Origin of the sequence: Streptomyces sp. SolWspMP-5a-2 (assembly GCF_900091845.1) — a bacterium.
Classification (GTDB): Bacteria; Actinomycetota; Actinomycetes; order Streptomycetales; family Streptomycetaceae; genus Streptomyces; species Streptomyces doudnae.
Genome location: NZ_FMCI01000220.1, coordinates 1 through 20,254 on the forward strand (window position 1 = coordinate 1; position 20,254 = coordinate 20,254).

The following is a 20,254-nucleotide window of genomic DNA, read 5'->3' on the forward strand; positions in this document are numbered from 1 at the left end:
CGGGAGCGGGACGCCAGGCGCGCGGGGGAGGAGCGGCTCGCCGGGTGGACCGGGGAGGCCGTGCGGGACGCGTGGGCCGAACGGCGCCGGATCGCCGCCGGTCTTGAGACCACCGTCCTCGCCAGGACCGCCGACATGGTCGCGCAGGCCGAGGCGGGCCGCCTCGACGCCACCGCCGACCGGGCCCGCGACGCGCTCGCCGCCATGCGTGCCCTGCTCGACACCGTCAGGGCGGACGACGAGCCGCCCGCGCTCCGGCCGCAGCCCACCCTCCAGGCCCTCGACCTGCTCGCCCACCAGTGCCGGGCCACCGGCCGCGACGTCGAGATCCGGCTCGCCGCCCGGGTGCCCGCGCACCTGCCCACCGCCGTCGACCTGGCCGCCTACCACGCGGCCGAGACCCTGCTCGCGGCCGGCGGCGGACACCCCGCGCGGATCGAGATCGACGCGGACGGCGGTACGTTGACCCTCACGGCCACCGGTGTCCCCGCCGCCGCCCGCCCGGCCGTGCGCGACCGGCTCGCGGCCCGGGTCGCGGCACTCGGCGGCACCCTGACCACCCCGGCGGGACCGTCGGCGGGACCGGTGAGCCTGCTGCTGCCGCTCACCGGCACCACCGCGCCCGCGCCCGCCCGCCCGGACGAGGAGAGAGACCGATGAGCCTGCGGGTACTGGTCGTCGACGACCAGGGCATCGTCCGGGCGGGCTTCGCCGCCGTGATCGACGCCGAGGACGACATGACGGTGGTCGGCGAGGCCGCAGACGGCGCCGAAGCGGTGCGGCTGGCCGCGGAGTCGGCGCCCGACGTCGTCGTCATGGACGTCCGGATGCCCGGACTGGACGGCATCGCCGCCACCCGGATCATCACCGCCCGCCAGGACCCGCCCCGGGTCCTCGTGCTGACCACCTTCGACCTCGACGCCTACGTCTTCGACGCGCTGCGCGCCGGAGCCTCCGGGTTCCTCCTCAAGGACGTCAGGCCCGCCGAACTCCTCGACGGGATCCGGGTGGTGGGCGGCGGCGAGAGCGTCCTCGCCCCCTCCGCCACCCGCAGGCTGATCGGCCACTACGCGGCGGGCCCGGACGCGGGATTCCGCTCCGGGGACGAACCCCGCGCCCTGGAGAGCCTCACCGCCCGCGAACGGTACGTCCTCGGCCTGATCGCGGCCGGTCTCAACAACGCGGAGATCGGCGCGGAACTCGGCATCACCGTCGGCACCGTCAAGTCCCATGTGAACGCGCTGCTGCGCAAGCTGGGCCTGCGCGACCGCGTGCAGGCGACGATCCTCGCCTACGACCTCGGCCTGGCCCGCCCCCACCCACCGGGCCCCCGCCCCTGACCCCGACCGCGCCCGCACCCGGCACCGCGGCCCGCCCCCGACACCCCCTGCCCCAGGAGTCCACCTCGTGACCCGTCCCGACCGCGGCCCGCTGCGCGTCCTGCGCCGCGCGCTCACCGACGCCCTCGCCCTCGGCTATCTCGGCGTCTGCGCGGCCCTGCTGATCTGGGCCGTCGTCGTGACCGCCCGCGACGACTCGGGCGAGTCCATGGCCGGGGTGATCCCGGTCTTCGCCACCGCCCCGACCAGCCTGGTCCTGCTGCTCCTGCCGGACCGGATCTGGGCGTTCTTCGTTGCCGTCGTCGGCGCCGCGCTGGTCAACGCGGTCGTCATCGGCTGGTGCTCCAGCACGCTCAGGGCCGGGCGGCGGCGCTGAGCGCCGCCGCCCCGCCGGGCGCCGTCACTCCTGCGCGAGCGGCGGACCGTCCCCCGGCCGCTCCTGGTGCGAGTGGCGCTGCTCCCGCCACACCTCGCCGATGTTGTGGAAGCCCCGCTCCTCCCAGAAGCCGCGCCGGTCCTCGGTGAGGTACTCGACGGCCCGCAGCCACTTCGGGCTCTTGTAGCCGTAGAGGTGCGGGACGATCAGCCGCAGCGGGAAGCCGTGCTCGGCGGTCAGCGGCTCGCCGTTGTGGTGGGTGGCCAGCAGGGTGTCGGGCCGGTCGAAGTCGGCGAGCCGCAGATTGGCCGAGTAGCCGTACTCCGCCCAGGCCATCACGTGCGTGACGTCGGGCGCGGGCGGCATCAGCTCCAGCAGGGCGCGGGCGGGGATGCCGTACCACTCGTGGTCGGTGGAGGTGGAGCCGGTCGCGCAGTGCAGGTCGGCGGCGACGGTGATGTGGGGCAGCGCGGAGAGTTCGGCGAAGTTCCACACGCACATCCCGCCGTCGGCGGTGGCGCCGTGCACCCGCAGGTCCCAGCGTTCCATCCGGAAACGCGGCACCGGGCCGTAGTGCGAGACGGGCCAGCCGTGGACCTGGCGCTGACCCGGCGGAAGCCGGCGGGGCCCGCCCGCCGTGGCCTCGGTCGTGCCCTGTCCCTCGCTCGCCACCAGATGGCCCCTCTCCCTCTGCTTCCCGTAGCGCCCAAGCCGCGCTGCCGCCTCCTGTGCAGCGTAGATGCTCGGCGTCCGGGCGGCGGCCGGGGGTCACGCCGTCGCGAGCGACACCTCGGTCGACTTGATCAGCGCGACGACCAGCGAACCGGGCGCGAGCCCCAGGTCGGCGGCGGCCTCCCGGGTGATGGCCGAGGTCAGCTCGCCGCCCGGCACCGCAACCTTCACCGTCGCCATCGCCCCGCCCAGCGCGACCCCGGCGACCGTGCCGGGGAGCTGGTTGCGGATGGAAACCCCGGCGACCGGCTCGGTGGCCAGCGCGACCTCCGTGGACTTCACCAGCGCGCGGACGGCGGAGCCCGCGGCGAGCCCGAGGTCCTCGACGGCCTCCAGGGTGATCGCGGCGGTGAGGTCCTGCCCGCCCGCGAGCCGCACCCGCACCGCCGCCATCACCTCGCCCGGCGTGACGGCGGTGACCGTACCGGGAAGCTGGTTGCGCAGACTCAGGCTCATGACGGAACACCTCGGGGCATGTCGGTACCGGGTCGGATCATCGGTGCGTTCGGGACGGAAGGGGAGCTTCCGGACCATCGCCCGTCCAAGCTAACCCGCGTCGCGCCGCCCCACACGGACCCCGTCGCAGCCGCCACCCGCGCGGCCGTCCCCGCCTCGCGGATCGGAGGACGGCCCTGCCGTCGGGCGCCGTCCCGCCGGGTCCAGGACGTGCGGAACCCCGGCCAGCGACATCGGCGGAGGCGGCGGGAGCGGGCCGCCGTCCCGGGACCCGAAGGCCCCGAAGAGATAGGCGAGCAGACGGCGGGAGGCGGCGAGCGCGACCTCGCGGGGCTGCCCGGCGAGCCCGCCGTGGGCCAGCAGCAGGAGGGTGATGTCGGCGGGGTCGAAGTCCTCGTGCACCTGCCCCGCCTCCCGGGCGCGCCGGACCAGCTCCCGCAGCCCCTCCTCGGCGCAGGCGCGTTCCCTGCCGTGGTCCAGGGCGTCGGGGAACCCGGTCATGAAGGCGGTGCCGAACCCGCGGTCGGTCACCTGCGTGGCGCACACCTGCTCCAGCAGCGCGTACAGACCCCGGCCCGGGTCGGGATCGGCGAGCGCCTCCTCGAACGCCGCGGCGCAGAGGCCGAGTTGCTCGTCGAAGGCGGCCCGGACGAGGGCGTCCCGGCTGGGGAAGCGCCGGTAGAGGGTGGCCATGCCGACCCCGGCGCGGCGGGCGACGGCGGTCAGCGGGGCGTCGACCCCCTGGGCCGCGAACGTCTCCCGTGCGGCCTCGACGATCCGCTCCCGGTTGCGCCGGGCGTCCGCGCGCAGACCCGCGGGTTCCGTGCCGCCGGACGGGGGGTCGAGGGGCGCTGCGGGGTCGGGCGCGGGGGCGTTGCGAGAGGTCTCGGCAGGCAATGTCTCTCACTTCGGGTCAAGTGGAAGGTGCTGTCCGGTTAGCGGTCTAGCGTGACCGTACCAGCGGACGCACCGGGCGTCCTCGCAGGTCCGGCACACCCCACGGGACATGACATGAGTGACATGCGCGCAGCTCTCTTCGACCGCTTCGGCCCTCCGGAGGTGCTCCGCGTCGGCAGGGTGCCCCGGCCCGTCCCGGCGCCCGACGAGGTGCTGGTGCGGGTGAGCGCCGCCAGTGTCAACGGCGGTGAACTCCTCGGCCGGGCCGGGAAGCTGCGCCTGGTGACCGGCCGCGCCTTCCCGCTGCGGACCGGCATCGACTTCGTCGGCGAGGTCGCGGGGACCGGGGCGTCGGTCACCGGCGTGCGCCCGGGGGAGCGGGTCTGGGGCGTGCTGGGCCGCAGGACCGGCACCATGGCCGAGTACGTCGCCGTGCACCAGGGCCGGGTCGGCCCCGCGCCGGGCAACCTGGGCCCTGAGGACGCCGTCTCGCTGATCGCGGGCGGGACGACGGCGGTGACGGCGCTGCGCGACAAGGCCGCCCTGAAGCCCGGTGAACGGCTCCTGGTGCGCGGCGGCAGCGGGGGAGTGGGCAGCGTCGCCGTGCAGCTCGGGAAGCTGTACGGGGCCCGGGTGGTCGCGCTCGCCGGGGCCGGGAACCTGGACTTCGTGCGGGGTCTGGGCGCCGCGGAGGCGCTGGACCACCGCACGACCCCGTTCGCGGCGCTGGGCCGCTTCGACGTCGTCCTCGACACGGTCGGCACCCGGCAGGCGGAGGTGCGGCGGCTGCTGGCGCCGGGCGGGCGGATGGTCGCGATCACCGCCGATCTGACGCGGCCGGTCGCCGCGGTGGCGACGCTGCTCGGGTCCGCCGTGCACGGCAGGGGCCGCATCCGCTTCTTCTCCGGCAACCCCGGCACCGGGCTGCTGACCGAGGTCGCCGGGTACGCGGAGCGCGGCGACCTCGTCCCGGTCGTGGACACCGTCCACCCGCTGGAGGACATCGCCGGGGCCCACCGGGCGCTGGAGGCGGGCGGGGTGCGCGGCAAGCACGTGGTGCGGATCGGCTGAGCGGACGGCTCGGGGACGGGCGGGCCCGCGTCCCGTCCCGTCGTGCGCGGGGCCGGGCCGTGCGGTCACGGCGTCAGGACGACCTTCCCGGCGACCGTGCCGGACTCGGCGAGCCGCAGGGCCTCGGCGGCGCTTTCGAGGGGGAGTTCGGCGGCGATGCGCGGGGTGACCTCACCGCGCCGCACCGCCGCGAAGACCTGGGTGAGGTCGCCGCGCAGCCGCGCGCGGAACCGGTCCTCGGCGAGGGCGCGACCGGCCCAGATGTTGAAGAAGTAGGCGCGCCGCCCGTTGGGCAGGGCGTTCCAGAGCCAGACCCGGCCCAGCAGCTTGAACACGGGCGCCTGCTTGGAGCCCTCGTCGTCCCGGGTGGCGGCGCTGCCGTAGGAGACGAGGGTGCCGCCGGGGGCGAGCAGCCGCCAGGAGTCGACGATGCCGGGGCCGCCGACGTGGTCGAAGACGGCGTCCACCCCGCCGGGGGCGAGGGCGCGGACGCGGGCGGCGACGTCCCCGGCGCGGTAGTCGACGGGCGTCACGCCCTGGGCGCGCAGCGCGTCGTGGTGGCGGGGCGAGGCGGTGCCGATGACCTCGACGCCGGCCGCGCGGGCGAGCTGGACCAGCACGGAGCCGACGCCGCCGTTGGCGCCGAGGACCACCACGGTCTGCCCGGCGCGGACGCGGGCCTTGCGGTGCAGCATCTGCCAGGCGGTGATGCCGTTGACGACGACCGTCTCGGCCTCGGCCGCCCCGATCCCGGCGGGGACCTCGACGGTGTCCGCCGCGTCGACGACCACATGGCTGGCCCAGCCGCCGACCTTGACCAGCGCGGCCACCCGGCGGCCCACCAGCCCGGGGTCGACGTCCTCGCCCGCCGAGGCCACCGTGCCGACCAGGTCGTAGCCGGGGACGAAGGGGAAGGGCGGCTGGTCGTAGTACCGGCCGCGGCGCATCTGCTGCTCGGCGAAGGAGACCCCGGTGGCCTCCATCCGGACGACGACCTGCCCCCGCGCGGCGGTCGGGACGGCTCCGCCGCGCCGGATCTGGAGCCCCTCCGGCTCCACGGTGCCCGGCAGGACGATCTCGGTCAGTGCTTCTGCGGTCATGACGGCCTCCACATCGTGGGCGGACGGTCGGTGCTGCCCGCCGTCCCTGATGAGTTAGAAGCTATAACGAAAACTAGAGAGCGTCAACGAAGGCGCCTTGTTTTCGCGCGTGCAAGAGCCCGTCAAAAGCGTCTGACCTGCAATAATGAACACCTAACGTCATGGTGATAACCTCTAACAGGTTCGGTGGGACGGGAACATCAGAGGTGAGGAGGCGGGTCGGAGTGAGCGCGAAGACCGAGACCCCGCGCGAGCGCTACCGGGCGCAGGTGCGGGCGGAGATCAAGGACCACGCGTGGCGGCAGATCGCCACGGCGGGCGCGTCCGCGCTCTCCCTGAACGCGATCGCCAAGCTGATGGGGATGAGCGGCCCGGCCCTCTACCGCTACTACGCGGGACGCGACGAACTGATCACCGAGCTGATCAAGGACGGCTACCGGAGCCTCGCCGACCGGCTGCGCGCCGCCGCGGACGACGGCGCCGACGTGCGCGCCCTGGCCCGCGCCGTCCGGGGCTGGGCGCTGGAGGACCCGAACCGCTTCTTCCTCCTCTACGGCACCCCGGTCCCCGGCTACCACGCCCCGGACGAGACGACGGTGATCAGCGCCGAGATCATGGCCGTCCTCCTCGACACCTGGTCGAGGGAGCCGGGGGCGCCGACCGCGGAGGACCCAGAGACCCCGTTCGCCGCGCACCTGCGCGACCACCGCGCCTGGTCCAGGGGCCACCCCGCCCCGCCCGCCGTCCTGCACCGCGCGCTCAGCCTCTGGGCCCGCGTCCAGGGCGTCCTCTCCCTCGAACTCGCCGGGCAGTTCACCGGCATGGGCTTCGACGCGGAGGCGTTCTTCGAGGCGGAGATCACCGACCTGGTGACGACGGCGGCGGCCGGTCGGCCCGCGCCGAGCGCCCAGTAGGCCGTCCCGTGACCTAGACGCGGTCTACGCAGAGCGGCGCCAGTACCACCGCTCAGCGCTGACCCGCGCGCCATGGGACCGCCGGTCCGGTAGGCCGGCGGTCCCACGGGTCGTTCTCCGGTGGTGCCTGGTCAGCCGGACACGTCGATGTGCCGGGCCAGCGCGGTGACGGTGAGGTCGCCGTGGTCGACCCACTCCGGGAAGGCCAGCGTCTTGTACGTGGTGGACGCGGGCGGGGTGATGCGCAGGGAGGAGGCGTGGACCGCCTCGGACGTGCCGGTGTTGGCGTGCGTCCAGGCCAGGACGGCCTCCGCGCTCTGCCCGTCCTTCAGGGCGAGGGTCTTCTTGCCGGGGTTCTGCGCGTACCAGGTGTCGCCCCACGTGGTGTGCGAGGACAGCGCGGTGTGCGCCGCGTTCTCCAGGCCGACGCCGGGGAAGCCGCGCAGGGCGCAGGTGGTTCCGCTCAGGTTGCGCAGGCGCAGCACGACGCCCTGGTGGTTCATGCCACCGGCCAGCCGCTCGCCGAAGGTCGCCTTGAGGGCGGAGGCGGCGCAGGTCGGGGTGGACGCGGCGGCCGGCTGCGCGGCGGCCTGGGCTGTGCCCGCCCCGGCGAGCGCCAGGGTGAGTCCCCCGGCCGCGGCGGCGCCGAGCAGGACGCGACCGGTGCGGCGGCCGGTGCGGGCGGTGGTGGTGCGGTGGCTGTTCTCGTGCTCGATCACGGAGATCGATCTCCCCTCGTGCCCTGGCGCGGGCCGTGGTGCCGGGCCCGCGCCGATGTCGTTGCGTCGTACACGAGGTGTGATGGGCGGCGGGAGCGGAAAAGTTCGCCGCGCGGAGGAAAAACTTTCGAACACCTCTCCGGCGAAGGGGTGACCGATGTCCCCGGTGGGCCGGGACGGCGGCAGCGGCGGGGGTGGCGCGGCCGTCGTCCCGGCCCCGGTGTCCGGGGTGGCGGGAGCCTCAGCCCAGGGCGAACTTCTGGGCGGCGGAGCCGTTGCAGTCCCAGATCCGCAGCCGGGTCCCGTTGGCGGTGGCGCCGTCGGGGGAGTCGAGGCAGCGTCCGGACGGCGGGTTGAGGAGGGAGCCGTCGGCCTGCTGGACCCATTTCTGGCCGCCGACGCCGTTGCAGTCCCACAGCTCGACCTGGGCGCCGTTGGCGGTGCCGTTGCCCACCACGTCGAGGCACCGGCCCAGGGTGGCGAGGGAGGTGTCGGACCGGTGGAACCAGTGCTGGTCGACCGCGTAGGACTGGCAGTCCCAGAGCTGCACGGCCGCGCCGTTGACCCCGGAGTCGTCGGCGGCGACGTCCACGCACTTGCCGCCCGGACCCTTCGTGACGCCGCCGCCGTTCACCGCGAACTTCTGCGCGGTGGCGCCGTTGCAGTCCCAGATCTGCAGGCGGGTGCCGTTGGCGGTGGCGCCGCTCGGCGAGTCGAGGCACCGTCCCGACTGCGGGTTGAGCAGGGAGCCGTCGGCCTGCTGGACCCACTTCTGGCCGCCGACGCCGTTGCAGTCCCACAGCTCCAGCTTGGCGCCGCCCGCCGTGCCGTTGCCCACGATGTCCAGGCACCGCCCGAGGGTGGACAGGGACCCGTCGGGCTGGTGCGTCCAGTGCTGGTCCTCGGCGTAGCCCTGGCAGTCCCAGAGCTGGACGGCCGCGCCGTTGACCCCGGAGTCGTCGGCGGCGACGTCCACGCACGTGCCGCCCGGCCCGGTGATCGTCCCCTGCGGTCCGTTGGGGACGTCCGTCTGGCCGCTGTAGCCGACGGAGACGATGTTGGCCTGGACGGCGTTCTCGGCGGCGTCGGTGGGATAGCCGGAGACCATCACGCCCTCGAAGAAGGTGCCGCGGTTCCAGTTGCTGTTGTCGCCGCCGATGCCCAGGATGATGCCGCCCTCCTGGTGCATGGGCTGGTAGCCGCCCCGGGTGGGCAGCGCCCCGTCCCACCAGGTGCTCAGCCCGCCGGAGCGGGAGTCACCGCCCTTGAGCGCGTACCGGGTCTGCCCGTTGTTCTTCAGCACGGCGGTGACGAAGGCGCTCTTGTTGCCGAGGTTGGCGGTGTTGGAGCCGTTGTCGCCCTGGAACATGCCGTTCTCCAGGTCCGCCTCGATCCACGGTCCCGTCCCGGTGCAGGGCGCGAAGTAGCAGGTGGTGGCGATGGAGACGGCGTCCATGTGGCCGTTGCCTGTGTCGGCGGGGGTGCTCTCGGCGTTGCCGTAGTCGAAGCAGCAGGCGGAGCCGACATGGGTGCCGCTGGCCACCATGTAGGTGCCCTCCGGCTGCCCGTTGACCGCCACCCCGGAGGCGACCCCGGTGTACCGGTAGCCGACGCCCGGTGAGATCCAGAGCCCGTAGACCTTGTGGCCGCCCGCGGTGACGGCGAGTTCGGAGGCGTCGGCGCCCCGGTCGGCGCCGGTGCCCGCGGTGCCCGCGGGGCCGGGGTGAGGTCGTTGTGGCGGCCGCTCTGGTCGTAGATCCGGGTGATCCGGCAGCCGCCCGAGGTGGCGCAGAAGGCGTCCTGGGCTGCCGCGTCGGCGTAGCCGCCCTGGGTCAGGGTGCCGATGTCGGCGCCGGTCCCGTCGGCGGCCCGGGTCACCCGGTAGAGCGGCCCGTTGTAGGAGGAGAGCAGCGCGCGGGTGACGCTGTGCGCGGCCACGCACGGGGTGCCCGCGGCGGCGTAGATGTCGCACGGCAGCGAACCGGCCGCCTCGGAGGCGGCGGGGAGGCCGAGCAGGAGTCCCAGGGCGAGGCCCAGGGTGGTGAGGACGGCCGCCGCGCGCCGGGCGAGAGCGGAACGCGCCGTGGCCAGAATTGGCGGGAGCATGACACCTTTGACGGGTGGGGAACCGTGCATGGCAAGTCCCTTCGGTCGACTCGGCGGAACCTACGCACGCTGTTCGACTCCGTCAATATTTGTTTCCTTTTTTGGTACGGACCAGAAGGAGCGCGGGGACGTTCCCGGGCAATCACCCCACTCCCGGCCCGTGTCCGGCCCCCGGATAGACTCCCGCGCATGGTCCGATCGTCCCGCGGTGAGGCGAGCCCCGGGATGTGGCGGCGCGAGGCGGGCACCGTCGTGCGCCGGGTCACCGCCGTCCCCGGGCCGACCGCCTTCGCCATCATCGCCGGGCGCCATGTGCCGCGGGTCCCCACCGAGTGGGCGCCGCACTCCCACCCCCTGCACGAACTGGTCTGGGTCCGCGGCGGCACGCTCACCTCGCGCGTCGAGGACCGCGTCTTCACCGTCTCCGAGGGGCACGGGCTCTGGATGCCCGCCGGGGTGGTGCACGGCGGCCGCGCGACGGCGGGCGCCGAGTTCCACGACGCCTTCTTCGCCCCCGACCGCACTCCGGACGCCTTCGCGTTCGAGGAGCCCAGGGCGATCGCGATGACCCCGCTGCTGGAGTCCCTGCTCACCCACCTCTCCCGCACCGACCTCGACGCGGCGGCCAGGGCGCGCGCCGAGTCGGTCGTCTTCGACGTGCTGCGGCCCTCGGAGCGGCAGTTCGCGCTGCACCTGCCGGGCGACCCCCGGATCGACGCCGTCGCCGAGGCCCTGCTGGACGACCCCGCCGACGGCCGCTCCCTGGAGGAGTGGGCGCGCTGGCTCGGCATCAGCGACCGCACCGTCACCCGCGCGTTCCGCCGGGCGACCGGGCTCTCCTTCGCGCAGTGGCGCCAAGTGCTGCGCGTGCACCGGGCGTTGACGCTCCTCTCGGAGGGGTTCGACGTCACGACCGTCTCCGAGACGCTCGGCTACGCGCAGCCCAGCTCCTTCATCGCCGCCTTCCGCCGGATCATGGGAACCACCCCCGGCGCCTTCTTCGACGCGGCCGACGCGGTCCCCGGGGATGTCCGGAATCCCGTATCGCGTGTCCAGAACTCCTGATTGTCGACACGGCGAGCGGAATATAACCTGCTCGGAGTTAGGTAACCCTTAGTTGTTGCTCGCCGGGTGCGGTCCTTCCGTGCGCGGCCGAGCCTGCGGCCCGGTCGGCGACGGCCGGACGGAGGGTGCCGCGGCCCCTGCCCCTCCGACCGTCCGGATCCACCGATGTTCACAAGCCCCACCCGGCGCGCCGAGCGCGCCGCGGCCGACCCCGCCCCGCCGGCGGGCGCCCTCGACGGGCACGACCTGGTGCTGCGCTACGGCGGCGCACCGGTCGTCCACGGCGTCTCCCTCGCCCTGGAACCCGGCCGCGCCACCGCCCTGGTGGGGCCGAACGGCAGCGGCAAGTCCACCCTGCTGCGCGCCCTCTCCCGCCTGCACAAGGTGGACGGCGGCCGGATCACCCTCGGCGCGGGCGACGGACCGCACGGGCGGGACGCGGCCCTGCTGAGCCCGCGCCAGTTCGCCCGCGAGGTCACGCTGTTCTCCCAGTCGAGGCCCGCGCCCCAGGGGCTGACGGTCGCCGAGGTCGTCGCGTTCGGACGCCACCCCCACCGGCGCGGCTTCGGCGGACCCACCCCGGGCGACCTGGCCGCCGTCGACCGCGCGATGGGCGTGACCGGCGTCCGGGAGATGGCGGGCCGCCCGGTCGGCGAACTCTCCGGCGGCGAGATGCAGCGCGTCTGGCTCGCCGCCTGCCTCGCCCAGGAGACCGGAGTCGTGCTCCTGGACGAACCCACCAACCACCTCGACCTGCGCTACCAGATCGAGACGCTCGACCTGGTGCGCGACCTCGTCGAGGACCACGGCATCGCCGTCGGCATCGTGCTGCACGACCTCGACCAGGCGGCCCGGGTCGCGGACACGCTCGTCCTGATGCGCTCGGGCCGCGTCCACGCGGCGGGCAAACCCGTCGACGTCCTCACCGCCGCGAACATCGGCGAGGTCTACGACATCCGGGTCGAGGTGTCCACCGACCCCCGCACGGGCCGCCTGCGCATCGACCCCGTCGGGCGGCACTCCGCCTGAGACGGCCCGCGCCCCCCACGACCACCACGACCGGCCGCCTCCGGCCCCGGGACGCCCGTCGACGGCGACGGACGGCACCCCGCGCCGCCGCACGCCCGCGCCGCCCCCCGGCCGGACCGCACCGAACGCCCCGCCGACCACGCCGACCACGCCGACCACGCCGAGCCGACCACGCCTCGGCGAACGACCCACGACGAACGAACCATGACGAACGACCCACGACGAACGCCTCCCGGCGAACGACCCCGAGAAAGAGGACCCTTCATGAACCGCGCCCACCGCCTGGCGGCGTCAGCCTCCGCAGGGCTCGTCGTCCTCACCGCCGCGGCCTGCGGCACCACCTCCGTCGACAAGGCCGACGGCGCGAGCGCGAGCACCAGCGCCTCGCCCGCGTCGAAGGACTGCGCCGCCGACACCACGACCACCTCGACCGGACCTGTCTCCTTCAAGGACGGCGTCGGCCGCGAGGTCAAGCTCGACAAGCCCGCCCAGCGGATCGCCGTCCTGGAGTGGCAGCAGGTCGAGGACGCGCTGACCCTCTGCGTGACCCCCACCGCCGTCTCCGACGCCAAGGGCTACAGCACCTGGGTCAGCGCCGAGAAGCTGCCCGGCGGCGTCACCGACATCGGCACCCGCGAGGAGCCCGACCTCGACACCCTCTACGCCACGAAGCCCGACCTCATCGTCGTCGAGGCGTTCAAGAAGGACGACGAGACCATCAAGAAGCTGGAGAAGCGCGGCGTCCCCGTGATGGCCACCCGCGGCGCCTACCCGGCCGACCCGATCGGCAACATGCGCGACGTGTTCAGCATGATCGGCAAGGCGACCGGCCGCACCGAGCGCGCCGACCAGGTCCTCAAGGAGTTCGACGACCACCTCGCCGCCGCGAAGAAGCAGGTCACCGACGCCGACCTGCCCACCAAGGACTTCCTGTTCTTCGACGGCTGGCTCCAGGGCGGCAACCTCACCGTCCGCCCCTACGGCAAGGGCGCCCTCTTCACCGAGATCGGCGAGCAGCTCGGCATGAAGCCCGCGTGGACCGACGCCGTCAACAAGGCGCACGGCGACGGCGGTGTCGACCCCGCCTACGGCCTCGCGCAGACCGACGTCGAGGGGCTCACCGCGGTCGGTGACGCCAACCTCTTCTACGCCAACGACGAAGGCGCGGGCGGGTACGTCGCCGCCCTCGCCAAGAACCCCATCTGGAAGACCATCCCGGCCGTCAAGGAAGGCCGCGCCCACGCCTTCCCGGCCCGGGTCTGGGGCGCCGGCGGTCCGCGCTCCTGCGAGCAGGCGATCGACGCCTACGTCGACGTACTCGACAAGAAGTGAGCGCACCGCACGCCACGACACCCCGGACGGAGACGCCGCCGGCCGCCGACCGCGGCGGCAGCGCCTCCGCCGGGGTGGCCGTCCTCGCCGTCCTGCTCGCCGCGACCGTCCTGGTGGGCATGTGGCACCTGACGCAGGGCACGTCGGGCGTCGGCGTCGGCGACCTGGTGCGCCACCTCGCCGGGCGGCCGGACCCCGACGGCGCGCCGGTCGGTGAGATCATCACCGGCTCGCGCCTGCCGCGCCTCTTCGCGGGCGTCGCCGTCGGCTTCGCCCTCGGCTGCGCCGGGACCCTGCTCCAGTCCGTCACGCACAACGCGCTCGCCTCCCCCGACACCCTCGCGGTCACCGCCGGGGCCTACTTCGCCCTCACGCTCGTCGCCGCGTTCGGGGTCGCCGTCCCGCTCTGGGCGTCGGGCGCCGTCGCGTTCGTCGGCGGCCTGCTCGCGGCGGCCCTCGTCCTGCTCCTCACCGGCCGCGCCGCGGGCACCGCGGGCACCCGCCTGATCCTCGCCGGATCGGCGACGGCGATGGCCCTGGACGCGGTCACCGGGATGCTCCTCATCCTCTTCGATCAGAACACCACCGGCCTCTTCGCCTGGGGCAGCGGCTCGCTCGCGCAGCTCGACATCGACGCGTCGCTCCGCGCCCTGCCGCTCGTCGCGCTGGTCCTGGGCGTCGCGCTCGCGCTCTCCCGCAGGCTCGACGTGATGAACCTCGGCGACGACGCCGCGTCCACCCTGGGCGTGCCCATCCGCACCACCCGGATCGCCGCCGTGGTCTGCGCCGTGCTGCTCACCGGCACCGCGGTGACCCTCGCGGGACCGATCTCCTTCGTCGGCCTCGGCGCCCCGGTGCTGGCCCGGCTGATCGCGACCCGGGTCAGATCGCTCCACCGGCACCTGCTGCTGATCCCCGCGGCCGGACTGCTCGGCGCGCTGCTCATCCTCCTCGCGGACGCGACCCTGCGGGCCGTGCAGGGCGCGGACGGAGCCGCCTCCATCCCCACCGGCGTACCGACCGCGCTGCTCGGCTCCGTCGTCATCGTCGTCCTCGCGCTGCGGCTGCGCGACACCGGACGGCTCAGGCAGCCGCCGCACGTCCGGGTCGCCACCCGCTCGCGCCGCGGGTTCCTCGCCGTCGTGCTCGCCGGTTCCGCCCTGCTGGCCGGGGCGGTCCTGGTCGCGGTCCTGGCCGGGAGCCTCTGGCTGCGGACCGGGGACATCGCGCTCTGGCTCCAGGGCGGCGCCCCCGACCTGATCGGCCAGGCGCTCGACGACCGCGTCCCGCGCGTGGTCGCCGCCGTCCTCGCGGGCGCCGCGCTCGGACTCGCGGGCTGCGTCGTGCAGAGCGCGGTGCGCAACCCGCTGGCCGAACCGGGTGTCCTCGGCATCACGGCGGGCGCCGGGCTCGGCGCGGCGAGCGTCGCCACCTCGGGCCTCTCCGGCGGACAGCCGCTGCTCGTCGTGGTGGCGGTCGCGTCGGGCCTCGCCACCTTCGGGCTGATCGCCCTGCTGGCCTGGCGCGGCGGCTTCCTGCCCGACCGGTTCGTGCTGATCGGCATCGGCTGCGGGTACGGGCTCAGCTCCGTCACCACCTTCCTGCTGCTGCGCTCCGACCCGTACAACACGCCGCGGATCTTCACCTGGCTCTCCGGCACGACCTACGGGCGCACCCTGCCCGACGTCGTACCGGTGGCGGTGGCCCTGGCGCTCGCGCTGCCCGTGCTGCTCGCCCTGCGCGACCGGCTCGACCTGCTCGCCGTCGACGAGGACACCCCGCGCATCGTCGGCGTCCGGCTGGAACGCACCCGTTTCACCGCCCTGGCGATCGCCGCGGTGCTGGCCGCGCTCAGCGTGGTCGCCGTCGGTGTCGTCGGCTTCGTGGGCCTGGTCGCCCCGCACCTGGCCCGCTCCCTGGTGGGGCCCAGGCACGGCCGCGCGATCCCGGTCTCGATGCTGCTGGGCGGCATCCTGGTCTGCGTGGCGGACGCGCTCGGCCGCACCCTGGTGGCGCCGTCCCAGCTCCCGGCGGGTCTGATGATCGCGCTGGTGGGGGCGCCGTACTTCGTGTGGGTACTGAGGCAGTCACGGGCATGACCGTTCTTCCCTCGCCCTTCCCCTTCCCCTCACCCCCCGGGAGCGACCGATGCCGACGTCGAGCCGAGGAACGTCCGTGCGGGGCGCGGTGACGGTCGCCCCCTTCGCCCGCGAGTCCGGCGGCGAGGCGGACGCGCCGCTGCGCCGCCTGGTGCCGGGCGCGGTGCTGGAGCGCTGGCGGGCGGTGGACCGTTCGGCGCACGCCCCGCGCCTCGTGACGGTCGTCGGGGACGACGGTGGGGCGAGTGCCGCCGCGCTGGTGACGGCGCGTCCGGGCACGGCGTACCTGAAGATCGTCGACGCGGTCGGCGAGGTGCCGTCGGCGGTCGCGGCGGTCGTGGCGCACGCCCGGGAGCAGGGGCTGGCGCAGGTCAAGTGGGAGGGGTGGACGGCCGATCCGGAGACCGCGGCGGCGGCGGGGTTCACACCGCTCGACCCGCCGCACGGCCGGGCACCGGACGCGGTCGGACCGGAGACGGGACACGTGCGGTGGCTGACCGGCGGCCCGGCGTCCGAACCGCCCCCGCACTACGGGCAGACGACGCGCTTCACCTGCGGCGCGGTGACGGCGCTGGTCGCGCTGAGCCACCTCGGGGCGCTGCCGCGCGCGGAGTTCGACCGGCGGGCCGAGCTGACGCTGTGGAGGGCGGCGACCAACTTCCCGGCGTGCGAGCCCGTGGGGCTCGGGGTCGCCGTGCGCCGTACCTGGCCGTCGTCCCCGGTCGCCGTCCACCTCGACGCGGACGGCCCCGTCCTCCTCGACCACCTCGCCGGAGACGAGCGGGAGTGGCGCGCGGTGCTCCAGCGGGCGTCCCGCGCGGACGCCGCGGGGATGGGCGTCCCGGTCGACCCGGAGCGTCTCACGGTCGCCGGTATCCGCGACGCGGTCGGCCGGGGCGAACGGGTGCTGCTGCTGGTCTCGCTGGCCGTGATGCAGGGGTTCGACGTGCCGCACTGGGTGGTGTGCCACGGCGTGGTGCCGGGCGCGGTGCTGATCGACGACCCGTGGTCCCACGCGCCCGCGGGGGACACCTGGGTGGACGCCCATCTGCTGCCGGTCCCGGACGGGTCGCTCGACACGATGTCGACGCTGGGGGAGGACGGCTTCAGAGGAGCGGTGCGGATCGGTCCCGCCCGACCGGTGACGGCGTCCGGCTGAGGCGACCCGGCCTCGGGTCGGCCGACCGGGCACCCCGCGAACGCCGCCCGACGGCCCAGGGGTTCACGGGCACGGACGGCCACGGGGAGGGGAGACGGCGGCCGACGGGAGGGACGGACGCGCCGTCGGCACTCCACCGGCCGGTGGGCCCGAGCGGACGGTCGGGGTCGGGGGACAGGTCGGCGGGCCGCGCCAGGCGGAGCCCGGTTCGGGGCGGGTGAGAATGGCCGGGCGGGCATGAGTACGGGGCCGTTCTGTTCGATATCCTGAACCCATGCCCCCACTCCCCCGGCCCCCGTTCCGTCGCGCTCCGCCGCGGACTGGAACGACGCGATCCGCGTGCTGGCCCGCACCGCGTGGGGACGGCCGTTCACGGACGCGGAGCGCAAGGAGTACCACCTCCTGCTGGTCGGCTGGGCCGCCGCCGACCGCGCGGAGACGGCCGCCTGACCTCGACTCGCGCTCCGCAGCGCGGAGTTGCGCGCCCATGCCCCCCGGTCGTGCGACCGGGTCTCAGAGGGCTCCGCCCGCGTCCACCAGGTTCGTGGTGCCGGTGATGTAGCGACCGCTGTCCGCCACCAGGTGCAGGACGGTCTCGGTGACGTCCTGGGCCTCGACGGCGGCGATCGGCAGCGCGTTCAGCGAGCGGGCGGCCTCCTCGAAATCGGCCCGGGTCGGGTTCTCCAACTCGGGCCGGAACGCCTGGAAGATGGCGTCGTTGAGGATCATGTCGGTCGCCACGGTCGTCGGGTTGACCGTGTTGACCCGGATGTTGTGCGAAGCCAGCTCCTTGGCCATGACCTTCATCAGCATCACCACGCCCGCCTTGGCGGCGGAGTAGTGCGCGATGTACTCCTGCGCGTGGAACGCCATCACCGAGCTGGTGATCACCACGGCTCCGCCGCGCCCGCCCTCGATGATGTGCGGCACGGACGCCTTGAGCGTCTTCCACACACCGGTGAGGTTGATGTCGATCATGTCCTGCCAGGTCTGCTCGCTCATCTCCAGCGTCGACGCCGGGCTGAATATCCCGGCGTTGGCGAGCACGATGTCCAACCGGCCGAGTTCCGCGACCCCTTGGTCGACCACCTTGCCGAGCGCGGCGAGATCCCGCACGTCGGCGTCGCCCGCGACGATCCGGCGCCCGGTGGCCTCCACCAGACGGACGGTCTCCGCCAGATCCCCGGCCGTGGCCAGCGGGTAGGGCACGGTGTCCACCTTCGCCGTGAAGTCCACGGCGATGATGTCCGCGCCCTCCTCGGCCAGCCGGACGGCGTGGCTGCGGCCCTGGCCTCGCGCCGCCCCGGTGACGAAAGCGACCTTGCCCGTTGCACGACCCATGAGAACCTCCGTGAGTATCGGCGTGCGCCGCGTGGCACCGCGCTGCCGTGGCAGGCAGCGGCGAGCCCTGTCGCGTGGGCGACCGGGCGCGCGCCGGTTGGGATGTGGCCGACTCTGCTCCTCGCCGAGCGAACCGAGCAAGCGTCTTCTCTCCCGCACCACGGCGGACGGGCGGCCTCCGGCCCGTGCGGATGTCGTTTTCGCAGGTCCGCGCCGGTATTGCCGCCCGACGACACGTCAGCGGCGCATCAGCGGCGTATCAGTTTCATGTCAGGCGCATGCCAATATCACGCCATTGCGCGACCCTGCGCCGGGACGGCAACCGCGCATGACGGTACTGATGCCCCGTCACCACGACAAGAGCGCCAAATCGGCCGCGCGACGCACGCCGAGCACCCCCCGGAGGTCCCCTCCGGGTGGCGCGGGATTCCGCGGCGCGCACCGCCCGGCAACGCCCGCACCGGCCCGTCATCGCCCGCCTCCCCGCGCACCCGCTCTCCCGCGGCCGTGAAATCCGACCCCGGGTGAGCGAAATGATCTCGTCGCGGGCATCGAAAGATTCGACGACTGGGCGAAACTTGCGGCCGAATTCCGCCCTCGGCCGTCAAGGGTCCGTCCTGCTGCGGAGTCTGTGACCAGCCGCACCCGCGACGGCGATATCCGGCGGGCGTTCTCAGCCCCCGCACGCGGTGTATTGACGGTGCACGGTCAGCGCTCTATGGTGCCGCGAAACGCCGAATTCGGATCGAAACTTTCGATGGTTTTCCGGGGGATCTCCACGGACCGGAGACGCGATCTCTCCGCCGTGCGCGGTCCCTCGCATTCCTCGCGTGATCCGGACGCGCCGCGAGTCTGCGGCGTGTGAAGCCGTGTCCGGCGCGCGAGCGCGAGATCCCAGGTCGTCCCGTTCGGTCGACGGCGGGGGAGCGGACCGGACGGGACGACCGCCCAGCGCGCGAGCGCGGACGGCACGGGCCGTCGGCCGCCGCCCCGCCGCCCCCACCCGAGAGGAACCCCCACATGTCCTGGTTCACCGGACCCCGAGGCGCGTGCGGAAGGACGGTGGCGGCGGCCACCGGAGTGGCCGTCACCGCCGCGCTGGCCGTCGTCGGTGTCGCGACCGCGGCCCCCCGCGCCACGGCACAGAGCCCCGACCTCGCGGCGGCGAGTTCACTGGGCGCCGCCGCCGCGCAGTCGGGCCGCTACTTCGGCACCGCCGTGGCCGCGAACAAGCTCGGCACCAGCGCCTACGCGACCATCCTCGACCGGGAGTTCAACATGATCACCCCGGAGAACGAGATGAAGTGGGACGCGACCGAGCCCGCACGGGGATCGTTCAGCTTCGGGTCCGCCGACCAGATCGTCAGCCACGCGCAGGCCCACGGCCAGCGGATGCGCGGGCACACCCTGGTGTGGCACTCCCAACTGCCGGGCTGGGTGGGGGGACTGGCGGCGGCGGACCTGCAGACCGCCATGGACAACCACATCACCCAGGTCATGAACCACTTCAAGGGCAAGATCTACGCCTGGGACGTGGTCAACGAGGCGTTCGCCGACGGCAGTACCCAGCACCGCAGTTCACCCTTCCAGGACAAGCTCGGAGGCGGCTTCATCGAGCACGCCTTCCGCACCGCGCGCTCCGTCGACGCCAACGTCAAGCTCTGCTACAACGACTACAACATCGAGAACTGGTCGGACGCCAAGACCCAGGGCGTCTACAGCATGGTCAAGGACTTCAAGGCCCGCGGTGTCCCCATCGACTGCGTCGGCTTCCAGGGCCACTTCGGCTCCGGCGGGCCACCGGCCAGCCTCCAGACCACCCTGTCCGCCTTCGCCGCGCTCGGCGTGGACGTCCAGATCACCGAACTCGACATCGCCCAGGCCCCGTCGAGCGGGTACGCGAACACCGTCAACGCGTGCCTGGCCGTCGCCCGCTGCACCGGCGTCACCGTCTGGGGCATCCGGGACAGCGACTCCTGGCGCTCCGGGGACAACCCGCTGCTGTTCGACGGCAACGGCAACGCCAAGGCGGCCTACACCAGCGTCCTCAACACGCTGAACGGCGGCGGCACGACCACGCCGCCCACCACCCCGCCGGGCGGCGACGGCACGGGCCAGCTCAAGGGCGTCGGCTCCGGACGCTGCGTGGACGATCCCGACTCCACCACCACCGACGGGACCCAACTCCAGCTCTGGGACTGCTCGGGCGGTGCCAACCAGCAGTGGACCCGCACCTCCGCGGGCGAACTGCGGGTCCTGGGCACCAAGTGCCTCGACGCCGGGGGCACCGCCAACGGCGCCAAGGCGCAGATCTACGGCTGCTCGGGCAAGGCCAACCAGCAGTGGACGCTCAACTCCGACGGCAGCGTCCGCGGCGTCCAGTCCGGACTCTGCCTGGACGCCGTCGGCACGGGCACCGCCAACGGCACCAAGCTCCAGATGTACTCCTGCTCGGGCGGCGCCAACCAGAAGTGGACGTGGAGCGGGAGCGGCGCCACCACGTGACCGCAGCCGGAGG

At 74.1% G+C, this 20,254-nt stretch carries 17 protein-coding genes and 2 pseudogenes; 11 read left to right on the plus strand and 8 right to left on the minus strand.

Features of this window, described 5'->3' with window-relative positions:
- The 3 genes and pseudogenes from GA0115242_RS22255 to GA0115242_RS22265 all read left to right on the plus strand — a co-directional run.
- Positions 1–660, plus strand: a pseudogene (locus tag GA0115242_RS22255) (histidine kinase); the annotation flags it as partial.
- On the plus strand, positions 657–1,340 hold the full coding sequence (locus GA0115242_RS22260) for a response regulator (RefSeq protein WP_093831192.1): 684 nt from the start codon (positions 657–659) through the stop codon (positions 1,338–1,340). The pseudogene GA0115242_RS22255 and the gene GA0115242_RS22260, both read left to right, overlap by 4 nt.
- 67 nt (positions 1,341–1,407) lie before the next feature.
- Positions 1,408–1,716: an SCO4225 family membrane protein gene (locus GA0115242_RS22265; protein WP_093831194.1), complete on the plus strand. Its 309-nt coding sequence runs from the start codon at positions 1,408–1,410 to the stop codon at positions 1,714–1,716.
- Positions 1,717–1,740: 24 nt separating this feature from the next.
- On the opposite strand, the gene GA0115242_RS22270 is transcribed toward GA0115242_RS22265, so the two are convergent.
- The 3 genes from GA0115242_RS22270 to GA0115242_RS22280 form a co-directional block, all read right to left on the minus strand.
- The gene (locus GA0115242_RS22270) at positions 1,741–2,388 is read right to left on the minus strand and encodes a molybdopterin-dependent oxidoreductase (RefSeq protein WP_093831196.1); all 648 of its coding nucleotides are present in this window, start codon (positions 2,386–2,388) and stop codon (positions 1,741–1,743) included.
- A 96-nt stretch (positions 2,389–2,484) separates the two neighbouring features.
- A complete protein-coding gene (locus GA0115242_RS22275; protein WP_093831198.1) occupies positions 2,485–2,904 on the minus strand; it encodes a TOBE domain-containing protein in 420 nt (139 codons plus the stop codon).
- A gap of 90 nt (positions 2,905–2,994) precedes the next feature.
- A complete protein-coding gene (locus GA0115242_RS22280) occupies positions 2,995–3,801 on the minus strand; it encodes a TetR/AcrR family transcriptional regulator (RefSeq protein WP_176729882.1) in 807 nt (268 codons plus the stop codon).
- A 114-nt stretch (positions 3,802–3,915) separates the two neighbouring features.
- On the opposite strand from GA0115242_RS22280, the gene GA0115242_RS22285 reads away from it, so the two are divergent.
- On the plus strand, positions 3,916–4,872 hold the full coding sequence (locus GA0115242_RS22285) for an NAD(P)-dependent alcohol dehydrogenase (RefSeq protein WP_093831200.1): 957 nt from the start codon (positions 3,916–3,918) through the stop codon (positions 4,870–4,872).
- Positions 4,873–4,937: 65 nt separating this feature from the next.
- On the opposite strand, the gene GA0115242_RS22290 is transcribed toward GA0115242_RS22285, so the two are convergent.
- On the minus strand, positions 4,938–5,972 hold the full coding sequence (locus tag GA0115242_RS22290) for a medium chain dehydrogenase/reductase family protein (protein ID WP_093831263.1): 1,035 nt from the start codon (positions 5,970–5,972) through the stop codon (positions 4,938–4,940).
- Positions 5,973–6,196: 224 nt separating this feature from the next.
- On the opposite strand from GA0115242_RS22290, the gene GA0115242_RS22295 reads away from it, so the two are divergent.
- Positions 6,197–6,886 (plus strand): TetR/AcrR family transcriptional regulator, encoded by a 690-nt coding sequence (locus GA0115242_RS22295; RefSeq protein WP_256089520.1) that lies wholly within the window; start codon positions 6,197–6,199, stop codon positions 6,884–6,886.
- A 131-nt stretch (positions 6,887–7,017) separates the two neighbouring features.
- Here GA0115242_RS22295 and GA0115242_RS22300 read toward each other — a convergent pair whose 3' ends face one another.
- The 3 genes and pseudogenes from GA0115242_RS22300 to GA0115242_RS42525 all read right to left on the minus strand — a co-directional run.
- Positions 7,018–7,605 (minus strand): DUF4232 domain-containing protein, encoded by a 588-nt coding sequence (locus tag GA0115242_RS22300; RefSeq protein ID WP_176729883.1) that lies wholly within the window; start codon positions 7,603–7,605, stop codon positions 7,018–7,020.
- A gap of 241 nt (positions 7,606–7,846) precedes the next feature.
- Entirely contained in the window at positions 7,847–8,713 is an 867-nt protein-coding gene (locus GA0115242_RS42520) for a ricin-type beta-trefoil lectin domain protein (RefSeq protein WP_370672316.1), read from the minus strand.
- A pseudogene (locus tag GA0115242_RS42525) lies at positions 8,702–9,741 on the minus strand (arabinofuranosidase catalytic domain-containing protein); the annotation flags it as partial. The pseudogene GA0115242_RS42525 and the gene GA0115242_RS42520, both read right to left, overlap by 12 nt.
- Positions 9,742–9,900: 159 nt before the next feature.
- Between GA0115242_RS42525 and GA0115242_RS22310 the strand changes: the two are divergent.
- The 5 genes from GA0115242_RS22310 to GA0115242_RS22330 all read left to right on the plus strand — a co-directional run bounded on the left by GA0115242_RS22310 (position 9,901) and on the right by GA0115242_RS22330 (position 16,395).
- Positions 9,901–10,776: a helix-turn-helix domain-containing protein gene (locus tag GA0115242_RS22310; protein ID WP_370672315.1), complete on the plus strand. Its 876-nt coding sequence runs from the start codon at positions 9,901–9,903 to the stop codon at positions 10,774–10,776.
- Positions 10,777–10,941: 165 nt separating this feature from the next.
- On the plus strand, positions 10,942–11,805 hold the full coding sequence (locus tag GA0115242_RS22315; RefSeq protein WP_093831207.1) for an ABC transporter ATP-binding protein: 864 nt from the start codon (positions 10,942–10,944) through the stop codon (positions 11,803–11,805).
- A gap of 264 nt (positions 11,806–12,069) precedes the next feature.
- Positions 12,070–13,137, plus strand: a complete 1,068-nt coding sequence (locus tag GA0115242_RS22320) for an iron-siderophore ABC transporter substrate-binding protein (protein ID WP_093831209.1) — start codon at positions 12,070–12,072, stop codon at positions 13,135–13,137.
- On the plus strand, positions 13,134–15,236 hold the full coding sequence (locus GA0115242_RS22325) for an iron ABC transporter permease (RefSeq protein WP_093831211.1): 2,103 nt from the start codon (positions 13,134–13,136) through the stop codon (positions 15,234–15,236). Before GA0115242_RS22320 ends, GA0115242_RS22325 begins: the two co-directional genes overlap by 4 nt.
- 49 nt (positions 15,237–15,285) lie before the next feature.
- Positions 15,286–16,395, plus strand: coding sequence for a peptidase C39 family protein (locus GA0115242_RS22330; RefSeq protein ID WP_093831213.1), 1,110 nt, complete (start codon positions 15,286–15,288; stop codon positions 16,393–16,395).
- Positions 16,396–16,908: 513 nt separating this feature from the next.
- Here GA0115242_RS22330 and GA0115242_RS22335 read toward each other — a convergent pair.
- Positions 16,909–17,736 (minus strand): mycofactocin-coupled SDR family oxidoreductase, encoded by an 828-nt coding sequence (locus GA0115242_RS22335; protein WP_093831215.1) that lies wholly within the window; start codon positions 17,734–17,736, stop codon positions 16,909–16,911.
- 1,020 nt (positions 17,737–18,756) lie between these two features.
- Between GA0115242_RS22335 and GA0115242_RS22340 the strand changes: the two genes are divergently transcribed.
- A complete protein-coding gene (locus GA0115242_RS22340) occupies positions 18,757–20,241 on the plus strand; it encodes an endo-1,4-beta-xylanase (RefSeq protein WP_093831217.1) in 1,485 nt (494 codons plus the stop codon).
- Positions 20,242–20,254 lie beyond the last annotated feature (13 nt).